7 protein-coding genes and 3 pseudogenes are annotated in these 13,616 nt (G+C 70.0%); 4 read left to right on the forward strand and 6 right to left on the reverse strand.

Features of this window, described 5'->3' with window-relative positions; genetic code table 11:
• Positions 1–35: 35 nt before the first annotated feature.
• The 5 genes and pseudogenes from HNR02_RS36940 to HNR02_RS02800 form a co-directional block, all read right to left on the reverse strand.
• Positions 36–2,117 (reverse strand): annotated as a pseudogene (locus tag HNR02_RS36940) (DNA gyrase subunit A); the annotation flags it as partial.
• A 390-nt stretch (positions 2,118–2,507) separates the two neighbouring features.
• A pseudogene (locus HNR02_RS36945) lies at positions 2,508–3,389 on the reverse strand (LAGLIDADG family homing endonuclease); the annotation flags it as partial.
• Positions 3,390–3,401: 12 nt separating this feature from the next.
• Positions 3,402–3,812 (reverse strand): annotated as a pseudogene (locus HNR02_RS36950) (DNA gyrase subunit A); the annotation flags it as partial.
• 25 nt (positions 3,813–3,837) lie between these two features.
• Entirely contained in the window at positions 3,838–5,895 is a 2,058-nt protein-coding gene (locus HNR02_RS02795; protein WP_512698882.1) for a DNA gyrase/topoisomerase IV subunit B, read from the reverse strand.
• Between the two features lie 98 nt (positions 5,896–5,993).
• Positions 5,994–6,647, reverse strand: a complete 654-nt coding sequence (locus tag HNR02_RS02800) for a TetR/AcrR family transcriptional regulator (protein WP_179771663.1) — start codon at positions 6,645–6,647, stop codon at positions 5,994–5,996.
• A 33-nt stretch (positions 6,648–6,680) separates the two neighbouring features.
• Between HNR02_RS02800 and HNR02_RS02805 the strand changes: the two genes are divergently transcribed.
• Positions 6,681–7,601 (forward strand): pseudouridine synthase, encoded by a 921-nt coding sequence (locus HNR02_RS02805; protein WP_179771664.1) that lies wholly within the window; start codon positions 6,681–6,683, stop codon positions 7,599–7,601.
• A gap of 231 nt (positions 7,602–7,832) precedes the next feature.
• On the opposite strand, the gene HNR02_RS02810 is transcribed toward HNR02_RS02805, so the two are convergent.
• On the reverse strand, positions 7,833–8,444 hold the full coding sequence (locus HNR02_RS02810) for a hypothetical protein (RefSeq protein WP_179771665.1): 612 nt from the start codon (positions 8,442–8,444) through the stop codon (positions 7,833–7,835).
• A gap of 78 nt (positions 8,445–8,522) precedes the next feature.
• Here HNR02_RS02810 and HNR02_RS02815 point away from each other — a divergent pair, with 78 nt between their 5' ends.
• From HNR02_RS02815 to HNR02_RS02825, 3 genes are read left to right on the forward strand one after another with little or no spacing between them, the layout of a single operon-like run.
• The gene (locus tag HNR02_RS02815; protein WP_179771666.1) at positions 8,523–11,354 is read left to right on the forward strand and encodes a glycosyltransferase; all 2,832 of its coding nucleotides are present in this window, start codon (positions 8,523–8,525) and stop codon (positions 11,352–11,354) included.
• Positions 11,355–11,356: 2 nt separating this feature from the next.
• Entirely contained in the window at positions 11,357–12,676 is a 1,320-nt protein-coding gene (locus HNR02_RS02820; protein ID WP_312860885.1) for an acyltransferase family protein, read from the forward strand.
• On the forward strand, positions 12,582–13,613 hold the full coding sequence (locus tag HNR02_RS02825) for a ScyD/ScyE family protein (RefSeq protein ID WP_312860886.1): 1,032 nt from the start codon (positions 12,582–12,584) through the stop codon (positions 13,611–13,613). Before HNR02_RS02820 ends, HNR02_RS02825 begins: the two co-directional genes overlap by 95 nt.
• The last annotated feature ends 3 nt before the right edge of the window (positions 13,614–13,616 follow it).

Genomic DNA, 13,616 nt, shown 5'->3' on the forward strand with positions numbered 1-13,616 from the left:
TCGCGCCTCGCGTGGGTGGTACGAGGGGCGAGGTGTCAGCCGCGTTCGATGAGGTGTCCGACGACGTCCGGGCCGGGGTGCGGGGCGCCGGAGGCGTCGCGGCGGGTGGTGGGCTCGGGGAGTTCCACCGGGTCGCCGTTCTTCGACGCCGCCGCCGGGCGCGGGCCGACCCAGCCGACCGTCAGGCGCGTCTCGCCCTTGAGGAAGCGTTGCGCGCGGACACCGCCGGTCGCCCTGCCCTTCGCCGGGTACTCCGCGAACGGCGTCATCTTCACGCTCGCCCCGGTGGCCGTGACCACCATCGGCTCGCCGTGCTCGTCGTCGTCGGTGCGGATGACGCCGAAGAACACCGCTTCCGCGTCCGCGGCGAGCTTGATGCCTGCCATGCCACCGCCCTTGAGGCCCTGCGGCCGCACCAGCGACGCCGGGAACCGCAGCAGCGACGCGTCGGAGGCCAGGAACGCGAACGTCTCCTCTCCGTCGCCCAGCCACTTCGCGCCGATCACCTCGTCGCCGTCCTTGAGGCCGATGATCTCGAACTCGTCGGAGCGGACCGGCCAGTCCGGCGCCACCACCTTCACCACACCCTGCCGCGTGCCGAGCGCGAGCCCCGGCGACCCGGCGGCCTGCTCACCCAGCGGCGCGATGCCGATGACCTTCTCGCCCTTGTCCAGCGGCACCAGTTCCCGCGCGGCCATCCCGCCACGCAGCGACACCGTGCCGGTCTGCTCGGGCAGCACCGGCAGCGGCAGCACGTCCGTCTTGAACGCCCGGCCCCGGCTGGTGACCAGCAGCACCTGCCCGCGCGCGGTCGAGTGGACCATCGAGGCGACCGCGTCGTGCTTCACCCGGCCGTTGCGACGCCTGCCCTCCTGTGCCTCCTCCGACTCCGCCGCCGTGCGGGCCACGAGGCCGGTGGCGGACAGGATCACCTGGCACGGATCGTCGGCGACCTCCAGCGGCCCGGCCGGCTTCGACGCGGCCAGCACCTCCTTGAGGTCACCATCGATCAGCGCGGTGCGCCGCTCGGTCTGGAAGTCCTTGGCGATCTTGGACAGTTCGGCGGAGACGACCTTCTTCAATTCCCTGTCGTCGTCCAGGATCCTGCTCAGCTCGGCGATCTCGGCGCGCAGCTTTTCCTGCTCGTCCTCGAGTTCGAGCTTGTCGTACTTGGTCAGGCGGCGCAGCGGCGTGTCCAGGATGTAGGTCGCCTGGATCTCGGACAGCTTGAACCGCTTCATCAGGCCGTCCTTGGCCTGCGCGGCGTCGTCGCTGTTGCGGATCAGCCGGATCACCTTGTCGATGTCCAGCAACGCGATGAGCAGACCCTCGACGAGGTGCAGCCGTTCCTCGCGCTTGCGACGCCGGTACTTCGTGCGCCGGGTCACGACCTCGTAGCGGTGGTCCAGGAACACCTCGAGCAGCTGCTTGAGGCCCAGCGTCTGCGGCTGTCCGTCGACCAGCACGAGGTTGTTGATGCCGAACGACTGCTCCAGCGGCGTGAGCCGGTACAGGTCGGCGAGCAGCGGCTGCGGGTTGACGCCGACCTTGCACTCGATGACCAGGCGCGTGCCGTTCTCGCGGTCGGTGAGGTCCTTGACGTCCGCGATCCCGGTGAGCCGCTTGGACTTGTTGACCTCCTCGGTGATCTTCTCGATCACCTTCTCCGGCCCGACGCCGTAGGGCAGCTCGGTGACCGTGATCGCCTGCCTGCCGCGACTGCCCGCCAGCGGACCGGTCTCGACCTTGGCACGCATGCGGACGACGCCGCGGCCGGTCTCGTACGCCTTGCGCACCTCGTCCAGCCCCAGCAGCATGCCGCCGGTGGGGAGGTCGGGCCCCGGCACGAACTCCATCAGCTTGTCCAGCGTGGCGCCCGGATGGTTGATCAGCCACCGCGCGGCCGCGATGACCTCGCCCATGTTGTGCGGGATCATGTTGGTCGCCATGCCGACCGCGATGCCGGACGTGCCGTTGACGAGCAGGTTCGGGTACGCCGCGGGCAGCACCGACGGCTCCTGCAGCGAACCGTCGTAGTTCGGCCGGAAGTCGACCGTCTCCTCGCCCAGCTCACCGACGAGCAGCATCGCCTCGGGCGACATGCGCGCCTCGGTGTTGTGGTTGACGAACCCTCCGGCCAGGAACGAGTGGTCCTCCGAATCGACCCGCACCGAGTACACCTCGGCAGGATCGGCTTGGGTGGCCTCCGTGACCTCCTCGAACCGGTACCCGGAATCCATGATCGGCAGCACTGTCGCCAGTACCTCGGTGTCCTTGATCCGATCGATGATCCGCAGGCGCTCGGTCTCCCAGCGCTCCATCCGGTCGAAGTTGTGCTTGCTCAGCCACTTGCGACCGCTGCCCCTCCGGTCGAAGTCAAGGGCACCGCGCACGTAGTCGGCGACGAAGGGAACCCTGTCCCTGCTGAGGCGGTGCGGCCGCACGACCGCGCGCTTCAGCAGCTCACCCACCTTGGCTTGCTTGGTCTTCAAGAAACCGACCCGTTCGACGAAGGCCCGGACGTTACGCAAGCCCGACACGACGAGCCGGTGCTCGACCGAGCCGCTGGCCCTGGTGTAGGAGCGGCGGGCCGCGACGACGCCGAACTCGGCGAGCAGCTCTTGCACCTCGACGGCCAGTCGCTCGCTGTAGGTGCTGTACTGGACGGTGAATCCGTCCTTCGCGACGCGAGGACCACCATCGCCCTCGAAGAGCGCCATCAGGAAGGCGCGCTTGACCCCCCAGCCTCCGTTCCAGACGCACTCCGGGACGAACTTGTCCCTCGCCTGGTGGCCGATCAGCTCCGCGAGCGGACTGGCCCGGAACGCGGCCATCCCCCCGGCGTAGTGCTGGATGTCAAGCTCGTGCACGAGCTTGCGGTCCCGACGGGTGTGCCTGGCGGAGACGTACCGCGAGCCACCGACCACCTGGTCGTACGCGTGCAGGACCTCGCCGAAGAAATGCTCGTCGGTGTTGTTGAACCCCGCGCGGGTCTCGTTCGCCCAGCCCTCGGAAACCCAAGCTCCCGTCAGCACCCCGAGCATGTACTCGCGCGCGGTGGGAACCACCTGCATCCAGGAGTTGCGCGCGACGCAGACGACCGTCCCCGGACGCACTTCGTCCAGCCGCCGCCACTGGAACAGCGGCACGCCCATGGGCGCTTCCAGGCACAGGACCAGGTGGTTCTCACTGCCGCGCAGCGAGTACCCGGACGCGGTGGTCATCCTGATCGTCGGGTGGACACCGGAGTTGAACACCTTGCTGACCCGGACGCTCTTGCCGTCCTTGTCGAGCACCTCGAAGTCCGCGTCCTCCTCGCTGTCGGCGGGAAGGTTCACCACGTCCGCGATGCGGGGGCTGGAGCCGTCCGCGAGACGAATCCGCGTGTCACCTACGACGCAGTAACGGCTCGCTGCCGGTCCGTCGTCCGGGCTGCCGAAGTTGCCGTGCCCGTCGATGAGTGGCGCGTTCATCGAGAAGTCCTGCGCCAGGCGCACCATCGCGTCGTAGATCGCCGTGTCGCCGTGCGGGTGGTAACGGCCCATCACGTCGCCGACGACGCGCGAGGACTTCACATACGCGTGGTTGGGCCGGTAACCGGCCTCGTTCATCGAGTACAGGATCCGGCGGTGCACCGGCTTGAGCCCGTCCCGCGCGTCGGGCAGGGCGCGGGAATGGATGACCGAGTACGCGTACTCCAGGTAGGAGTCCTCGATCTCGGTCTTGACCGGGTTCTCGAAGACCTGCGCGCCCGCCTGGTCGAACGCGGCGGGATCGACCCGGGTGACGGTGGTCTTGGATCGGCGTGCCATGACTTGGTGTCTCCTCAGCGAAAACTCAGACGTCGATCGCTTCGCGGTCCACGCGGGCGGCGGATTCGACGAGCCAGTTGCGGCGGGGTTCGACCTTCTCCCCCATCAGCAGTTCCAGTGCGGACTCCGCGGCTTCCGCGTCGTCGAGCGTGATGCGGCGGACCGAACGGGTCGAGGGGTTCATCGTGGTCTCCCACAGCTCGTCGGCGTCCATCTCGCCCAGGCCCTTGAACCGGGGCACCGGCTTGACGATCTGCCTGCCTGCGGCCTCCAGATCGGCGACCTTCTGCTCCATCTCGCGTTGCGTGAAGGTGAAGATGGTCTCGGCGTTACGACCCTTCGTGACGATCTTGTGCAGCGGCGGCATCGCGGCGAACAGGCGGCCGTCCTCGATGACCGGGCGCATGTACTTGGCGAACAACGTGATCAGCAGCGTGCGGATGTGCGAGCCGTCGACGTCCGCGTCGGCCATCAGGATGACCCGGCCGTACCGCATCGTGGACAGGTCGAACGTGCGCCCGCTGCCGGCGCCGAGGACCTGGACGATCGAGGCGATCTCGGCGTTTTTGAGCGTGTCGCCCAGCGACGCCTTCTGCACGTTGAGGATCTTGCCCCGCAACGGCAGCAGCGCCTGGTACTCCGACACCCGCGCCATCCGGGCCGATCCGAGCGCGCTGTCACCCTCGACGAGGAACAGCTCGCTGCGTGAGATGCCGGTCGTGCGGCAGTCGACGAGCTTGGGTGGCATCGCCGCGCCCTCGAGCGCCGTCTTGCGGCGGGCCGCGTCCTTCTGCTGCTTCTGCGTCAGCCGCACGCGCGCGGCGTCGACGATCTTCTGCAGCACGACCTTGGCCTCGGACTTGGTCTTGCGGTTGTCCGTCCACTCCTTGAGGTGCCGCTCGACGACACCCTGCACCACCCGCGTGATGCCGGACGTGGACAGCTCGTCCTTGGTCTGCGAGGTGAACTGCGGCTCCGGGATGCGCACGTGGACGACCGCGGTCATGCCCTCCAGCACGTCGTCCAGCGTCGGCAGATCCTCCTTGGCCTTGAGCAGGCCGCGGGTGCGCGTGATGGCCTCCTGCAACGCCTTCGTGGCCCCGCGGTCGAACCCGCGGCGGTGCGTGCCGCCGTGCAGGTTGCGGATCGTGTTGCTGAAACACTCCACGGTGCGCTCGTAGCCGGTGCCCCACCGCAGCGCGATCTCGACCTCGGCGTGGCGCTCCACATTGGACCGCATCACGCCGTTGGCATCGGCCGCGTTCTCCTTGTACACGCCCTCGCCGCGGATGATCAGCGTGCCGGAAACCGGTTTCTCGTCCGAGGGCGCGAGGAAGTCGACCATATCGGCCAGCCCGTGGGGGAAGTGGAACGTCTCCTCGCCGATCGAGCCTTCGGTGGCGGTGCGCAGCACGTAGGTGACGCCAGGCACGAGGAACGCGGTGTTGCGCAGCTTCGTGCGCACCTGCTCGACGTCGAGCTCCGCGCCCTTCTCGAAGTACCGCGAGTCGTGCCAGTAGCGGATGGACGTGCCGGTGCGCTCACCGCGCTTCATCCTGCCCGCGATACGCAACCCGGGCTGCGGCGTGAACTTCGCCTTCGGGCCGGGCCCGTCGAACACACCCGGCTTGCCGTGCGCGAACGACATCTCGTGCACCTTGCCGCCGTTGCGCACCGTGACGTCGAAGCGGTGCGACAGCGCGTTGACCGCCGACGCGCCGACGCCGTGCAGACCACCCGAGGTCTTGTAGCCGGACCCGCCGAACTTGCCGCCCGCGTGCAGCCGGGTCAGCACCAGCTCGACACCGGAGAGCCCGGACTTGGCGTGCACGCCGGTCGGGATGCCGCGGCCGTCGTCGTCGACCTGGACACTGCCGTCGGCGTGCAGCGTCACCACGACCCTGGTCGCGTGACCTGCGACACCCTCGTCGGTCGAGTTGTCGACGATCTCGGTGAACAGGTGGTTGACGCCACGGCTGTCGGTCGACCCGATGTACATACCGGGGCGCTTCCGGACCGCTTCCAGGCCTTCCAGGTGGGTAAGGTCGTCGGCCCCGTAGAGGGGCTCAGCAGAAGCAGTCACAGGATCTTCTCTCCCAGTAGCCATTGGGGTGGTGTGGCGCCCGTGCCCCACGACTGTGCAGGGTATCGGAGGGCACCGACAACACCGGGGATTGTTGCCTACTGCCGACGTTTCGCGTGGATGGCGCCGACCAGCATGTCGAGCTCCGCGTCGAAGATCTCGTCGGCGGTGGCGGCCCGCAGGTGTGGTACCAGTGCTTTCAGTGTAGGCGCTGACGAGCTGCCCTGTGCGGCCGCGAAGATCCCGGCGTTGCGGTCCGGGGTCGTCGGGTCGCCGTGCACCTCGCGGTGGGCGCGGCCGAGCACGACGTCGAGGAAGACCAGGTAGAACCGGGCCTGGGCGGGTTCGTCGAGGCCGGCGGCGGCGAGGATCTCCGCGATGGTCTCGGCGAGGCGCAGGCCGCCGGGGCCGTGGTTGCCGCGGGTCATGATCAGCTCGGCGAAGCCGGGGTAGGCGCGCAGTTCGCGGCGCATCCCGTGAGCCAGCACACGCAGCCGCTCCGGCCACGGTCCGTGACCGGCCTCGGCGGGGCGGACGTGGTCGGCCGCGATCGAGTCGGCGACCAGGACCAGCAGCGCCTCCTTGTCCGGGACGTGCCGGTAGAGCGCCATGCGGGAGGCGCCGACCTCGTCGGCGACCCGCCTGATGGTGAGGGCTGCCAGTCCCTCGCGACGGGCGAGCTCGACCGCCGCGGCGACGATCTGGTCCCGTTCGAGGCTTCCCCATGCACGACGTTCGGCTGCGCTGGACACGGCTACGCACGCTACTCGCTACAGTGCGTACCGATGAGACGCAAGCCGCCCCCGTCCCCGCTGCCGCCACGCGACGGGGTCAACGCGGCGCGCATCCGGACGCCGCCGGGCGGTCCGTGGGAGACGATCCGCGACTACCTGGTGCGGAAGCTGACGAAGCTGCCTGCCGAGACGATCGACGCGATGCTCGCCGAAGGCGCCGTCGTCGGCGTGGACGGGCCGATCGACGCCGCGACACCGTTCACGCCCAGCACTTTCCTGTGGTTCCACCGCGACCGCCACGACGAGGTCCGGGTACCGTTCGAGCTGACCCCGCTTTACGAGGACGACGTGCTGCTGGTCGTCGACAAGCCGCACTTCCTGGCGACGACGCCGCGCGGCGGGCACGTGCGGGAGACCGCGCTGGTGCGGCTGCGGCACACGCGGGACCTGCCCGAACTGTCCCCGGCGCACCGGCTGGACCGGCTGACGGCGGGCGTGCTGATGTTCGTCAAGACCGCGGCACACCGCGCCGCGTACCAGAACCTGTTCCGGGATCGCCTGGTGCACAAGGAATACGAGGCGGTCGCGCCGTACTCGGCGGAGCTGGAGCTGCCGCGCACCGTGGAGAGCCGGATCGTGAAGAAGCGCGGGGTGCTGACCGCGCGTGAGCTACCCGGACCGGTGAACGCCAGGACGCACGTGGAGCTGCTGGAACACCACGACGGGCTGGGCCGCTACCGGCTGGTGCCGGAAACCGGGCGCACGCACCAGCTGCGGGTGCACCTGAACTCGCTGGGCGTGCCGATCCTGAACGACCCGCTCTACCCGGAGGTGCGCGAGACCGCGCCGGACGACTTCGGTGATCCGTTGCAGCTGCTGGCGAAGGTGCTGGCGTTCACGGATCCGGTGACCGGGCGGGAACACCGCTTCGAGAGCGGGCTCCGGCTGCGATCCGTCCACATCGGATCGTGATCCGCGAGGTCTTCGGCGAACCGGTCGCGGTCCACCCGCTTCCGGCGCACCCTCGGGCCGGAGCGGGCGCGGAGTACGCGAACGTCACCGGAGCGGTCACCACGGAGCAGGGCGAGCCGTGGCACGTTCCTCTCCCCGGACGAGTCCGCGCGTTGCTCGGGCCGCACGACCTTCTCGTCGACCGCACCGACAGCCGGCGCCCCGCCGAGCTTTCCCGCTTCGTGCACGCGGTCAGGACTCGCTCGGCGGCGCCAGATCGAGCTGCCGTCGCAGCGTCGTGCGGAACACGTCACGGGTGGCGTCCCCGACACCGGTCGTCTCCACGACGACAACGCGGTCGTAGAGCACGTACGCGGTGCCGAACCGCGCGAGCGGCACGCCGACCGGCGTTCCGTAAACCTCGACGCCCTCCAGCGACAGGTCCCGGTCGGTGGTCAGCCCCTGGAGCTCCTCCCCCTCGCCGAAGGCTTTCACGGCGCCCTCGGGATCACCCGTCGTCATCGCGTACAGACCGACCGTCACCTCGGACTGGACCCCGGTCTTGCGCATCCCGTCGCTCATCCCGGCGGTGGTCAGCACGTCGACCATCGGCTGCGGCAGCGACACCGTGGTGCGCAGCGAGGCCAGCGTGAACGGCCCGCTCGGCCCCGGCGCGCCGGGTGGTTCGACGAGAGCCAGCGCGCTGTGCTCGGGCGCGGGCTTGGCGTCCGGCGGGTCGGCGAGGCCGGCGTTGCGGGTCACCAGGAACCCGGTGGCCGACACGGCGAGCCCCAGCATCAGCACCACGACGATCGTGATCCCGAGGGTGAGCTCCCGGCGCTGCCGGCGGACGTCGCTGGACACCGTCAGTGAATTCCTCCCCGCCGCGGATTACCGGGGATCAGTATCCCCCACCCCTTCCGACCGGTAGCCTTCCCGGTCATGGTGGGTATCGGGGGGTCCCGGGGCATCGACTGGACCGGTGAGCGCTGCGTGCCCTGGGCCGACGACGTCCAGGTCATCTACGAGCACTACCACCGCTACGCACTCGCGGCCCGCTACACCTTCGGCAGGCGCGTGCTCGACCTCGCCAGCGGCGAGGGCTACGGCAGCGCGCTGATGGCGGCCCACGCCACCGAGGTCGTCGGCGCCGACATCGACGAAGCCAGTGTCGCGCACGCGAACGCACGCTACGGCGGACCGGGGAACCTGCGCTTCGTCACCGGGTCGATCACCGATCCGGACCTGCTCGCCGACGCCGGGAAGTTCGACGTCATCACCTGTTTCGAGGCGCTGGAGCACGTCGAGGAGCAGGACGATCTGATGCGCCTGGTGCGCAACCGCCTCGCCCCCGGCGGGGTCTTCCTCACCAGCACGCCCGACCTGCTCGTCTACACGCACGAGCACGGCAACGAAAACCCCTTCCACGTCAAGGAGTTGACCGAACCGCAGTTCCGCGCGCTGCTCGGCGGCTCGTTCGAGCACGTGGCGGTCCTGCGGCAGAACGTCGCGGTCGGCTCGGTGATGACCGGCGACCGCGAGCACGGTCCGATCCTGTCGCAGCAGCTGCGCCGCACCGGCGAGGACAGCTGGGCGGTCGGCACCGGCGCCCCGCACACCTACCTCGTGGGCATCGCCTCCGACGAGCCCGTCGAGGTGCCCGCCGCCACCACACTGCTCGATCCGGACCGCGCCCTGCTCGGCGCGGTCGCGGACGCCGCGGCCACGCCGCTGCGTGCCGAAATCGACCGCCTCACCGCGGAGAACGGCGGCCCGAAGTCGCAGTCCCGCCGTCTCATCGAGCGCTACCGGACGCGCCGCCGTCAGGCCGAAGGGCCGGTCGCGATCACCACGAGCGAAGAGCCGGTGGTCAGCGTCGTGATCCCGGTGCACGGCAAGTGGAGCTACACGCGCCGGTGCCTCCAGTCGATCGAGGACAGCGGCACGCGGGTGCCGTTCGAGGTCGTCGTGGTGGACGACGCCTCGCCCGACGAATCGGCCGACCTGCTCGCCGCGTGCCAGGGCGTGCGGCTGGTGCGGGCCGAGGAGAACCTGGGGTTCCTGCGCGCGGTCAACTTCGGTGCCTCGCACGCCCGCGGTGAACTGCTGGTGCTGCTCAACAACGACACCGAGGTGCGGCCCGGCTGGCTGGACGCGCTGACCGAGGTCGTCCGCGGCGACGGCGAAATCGGCCTGGCCGGGGCGAAGCTGGTCTACCCGGACGGCAGGCTGCAGGAGTGCGGCGGCATCGTGTTCGCCGACGCCAGCGCCGCCAACTACGGTCACGGCGACGACCCGGACGACCCGCGCTACCGGGCGATCCGCGACGTCGACTACTGCTCCGGCGCGGCGATCATGGTGCGCCGGGACCTGTGGGAGCGCCTCGGCGGCTTCGACCAGCGCTACTCCCCCGCCTACTACGAGGACACCGACCTGGCCTTCGCGGTGCGCGCCGAGGGTTTCCGCACCGTGGTGGTTCCGGACGCGGTCGTCGTCCACCACGAGGGTGTCTCACACGGCACCGACGTCACGGCGGGTGTCAAGAAGTACCAGGAGATCAACCACAAGGTCTTCGCCGAGAAGTGGGCCACCGCACTCGCGGAGCAGGCCGAGCCGGGCACGAGCCTGTGGCTCGCGCGTCAGCGGATCCCCGGCCGGACCCAGCGGGAGGGCGAGTTCGTGCTGGTCGCGGACGTCGTCATCCCGACCCCGGACCGCGACTCGGGCTCGGTGCGCCTGCGCACGCTGCTCGACCAGCTGGTCGCGATGGGGCACCGGGTGGTCTTCTGCCCGATGGACGAGTCACCGCGGCAGCCCTACCTCGACCAGCTGCAGCGCGCCGGTGTCACCGTCCTGCTCGATTCGGCGGCGCGGGAGCAGTTCCTGCACGAGGCGGGCAGCCGCATCAGGCTGGCGCTGCTGTCCCGGCCGACCGTGGCGTGGCACCTGGCCGACCGGCTGCGCATCTGCGCGCCGCGGGCCCGGATCGTGTTCGACACCGTCGACCTGCACTTCCTGCGGCTGTCCCGTGAGGCCGAGCTGGTGGAACGCCTGGGCGGGGCGATCGAGACCTCGACGATGCTGCACCAGCGGTCGAAGCTCTACCGCGAACTGGAGCTCGCGCTCGTGCGGGCCTGCGACCGCACGCTCGTGGTGTCCGAGGCCGAGCGCGACCTGCTCGCCGACCTCGCGCCGGGCGCACCCGTCAGCGTTCTGTCCAATGTGCACACCGTGGGGCCGGAGGCGACCCCGGACGGGCGGCCCGGTGTGCTGTTCGTCGGCAGCTTCGACCACCCGCCCAACCGCGACGCGGCCTACTGGCTGGCCGGTGAGATCTGGCCGCTGGTGCGCCGCGAGGTGCCGGAGGCGGTGCTCGACCTCGTCGGCCACGATCCGACGAACCAGCTGCGCACGCTGGAGGGTTCCGGGGTGCGGTTCCGCGGCTGGGTCGCCGACCTCGCCGCGCTCTACGACACGGCACGGCTGGCGGTCGCGCCGCTGCGGTTCGGCGCCGGGGTGAAGGGCAAGGTCGGCGAAAGCCTCGCCGCCGGTGTTCCGGTCGTCGGGACGACGCTGGCGTTCGAGGGCATGCGGCTGCGGGACGGCGAAGAGGTCCTCGTCGGCGACAAGGCCGACGAGATCGCCGCCGCCATCGTGTCACTGCTGACCGATGACGCGCTCTGGTCCCGCCTCTCCCGTGCCGGGCAGACCGCGGTGACCGCGCAGTTCGGACCGGACGTCGCACGCGCCGCCCTGACCGAACTGCTGGCCTGACCGTGGTCGCGGGGAACAACGCCGCCGAGCGCACGCAGGAGATCCGCCCGGCCCGCTACGCCAAGTCCGAGACCGGGTTCGCCTGGCTGCGGCTGATCGGCGCGAGCATGGTCGTGGTCGAGCACTCGTTCCCGATCGTGGACCCGCGCAACATCGGGATCCTCCCCGCCGCATGGGACCTCTCGCCCGGTTATTTCGCGCTCATGGGGTTTTTCACCATGAGCGGTTACCAGATCACCGACAGCTGGGTCCGCGACGCGTCGTGGTGGCGCTACCTCGCCAAGCGGGTGCTGCGGATCTGGCCGCCGCTGCTCGTCGTCGTCATGTTCACCGCGTTCGTGATCGGTCCACTCGTCACGGTGCTCGACGCCGCCGAATACTGGACGGACTCCGCGACCTGGGGTTACGTGGTGCACAACGCCGCGATGTACCCCCTGCAGCACCTGCTGCCGGGCGTGTTCGCGGAGAACCCGTACCCGTGGTCGGCGAACGGATCACTGTGGACGCTGCCGATGGAGACCACCGGGTACGCGCTGGTCCTCGTCGTCGGGCTGACCGGTCTGCTCACCCGGTGGCGCGCCGGGCTGTTCGCGGTGCTGGCGGCGATCGTCGTGCTCGACGGATTCCTCGGCGCCACCTACACGTTCCAGGGTCGCGGAGGGTCCTTCCTGTCCGTGCCGGTGGGCGCGACGGTCGCGTTCGGTGTGGCGTTCGTGGTCGGCATGGTCTTGCACCGGTACCAAGACCGCATCCCGCTGTCGCGCGGTGCGGCCTACTCGATGGTGGCCCTCTACCTCCTGGTCAACTTCGTGCCCTTCCTGCAGCCCGCCGCGCGGTTCGTGCTGCCGTTCGCCGCCGGGTACGGCGCGGTCGTGTGGGCGCACCACTGGCCGCGGCGGCTGGCGAAGTACGACAAGTGGGTCTACGGCAGCTACGGCATGTACATCTGGGCGATGCCGGTGCAGCAACTCATCGTGTTCGCCGGGGTACGCGATTCGTACCTGTTGATGGCACTGGCGTTGCCGCTCGCATACACCTGCGGGCTGCTGTCCTGGCAGCTCGTCGAAATCCCGACCCAGCGGTTGCGGATCTACCTGCGGCCCCGCAAGATTTCGGACCGTAACACTCGTCCAGGCGACGGCGTCTCCGGAAGGGGAGCACATCGTCGCGAAGGGACGGGCCATGAAAACATCCCGAATCCTGCCGACGGCAGCCACCGCGCTGGCGGTGACACTGGTTCCGCTGAGCGCGGAGGCCGGAGGCACGGTGTCCACAGTGGCCGACGGGCTGAACAACCCCAGAGGCCTGGCTTTCGCCCCTGACGGGGCTCTCTACGTCGCCGAATCCGGTCGGGGCGGTGACGGTCCGTGCATGATGGGCCCCGAGGGCGCGGAGGTCTGCTTCGGCACCTCGGGGGCGGTGACCCGGATCGACCGCGGGCACTCCAAGCGGGTGCTGACCGGCCTGCCTTCGCTCGCCGGCCGGGACGGCTCGCAGGCCATCGGCCCGTCGGACGTGTCGTTCCTGGGCAAGGGGAACTCCTACGTCACCGTCGGTCTCGGCGCGGATCCCGCCGTGCGGGACAGCCTGCCACCGGCGGGCCGCGACGTGATGGGATGGCTGCTGCGCAACGGCAAGCCCGCGGCCGACGTCGCCGGTTACGAGGCGAAGGCGAACCCGGACGGCGGTGTGCCGGACAGCAACCCGAACGCGGTCCTGGCGCTACCCGGCGGTCGCATCGTGGCCGACGCCGGGGGCAACTCGCTGCTCTGGGTGCCGGACCGGGGCCGGATCCACACGATCGCGACCTTCCCGGCCAGGACGGCCACCGCACCGGACGGTTCGCGGATCCCGATGCAGTCGGTGCCGACGTCGGTCGCGATCGGCCCGGACGGCGCGCTCTATGTCGGTGAGCTGACCGGTTTCCCGTTCCCGAAGGGCGAGGCGCGCGTGTACCGGGTGGTGCCGGGCCAGGCGCCGCAGGTGTACGCGAAGGGGTTCACCAACGTGATCGACGTCGGCTTCACGCGCGGGAAGCTGTACGTGCTGGAGATCGCGCACAACAGTCTGCTCAGCGGTGATCCGTCCGGTGCGCTGGTCCAGGTGGACCGCAAGGGCGCGCAGCGGATCGTGACCACGCAGCTGACACTGCCCGGCGGGCTGGCGCTCAGGGACGGCAAGGCGTACGTGTCCGACTGCGGTGCGTGCCCGAACCCGCCGGACCGCGGCAGCGGCAGCGTGGTCCGGATCGGCCTGTAGCAC

Origin of the sequence: Amycolatopsis endophytica, from assembly GCF_013410405.1 — a bacterium.
GTDB lineage: Bacteria > Actinomycetota > Actinomycetes > Mycobacteriales > Pseudonocardiaceae > Amycolatopsis_E > Amycolatopsis_E endophytica.

Excerpts from the sequence above, each read along its gene's own strand:
- HNR02_RS02815 (WP_179771666.1), top strand. The coding sequence starts at position 8,523 with ATGGTGGGTATCGGGGGGTCCCGGGGCATCGACTGGACCGGTGAGCGC.
- HNR02_RS02805 (WP_179771664.1), top strand. The coding sequence starts at position 6,681 with ATGAGACGCAAGCCGCCCCCGTCCCCGCTGCCGCCACGCGACGGGGTC.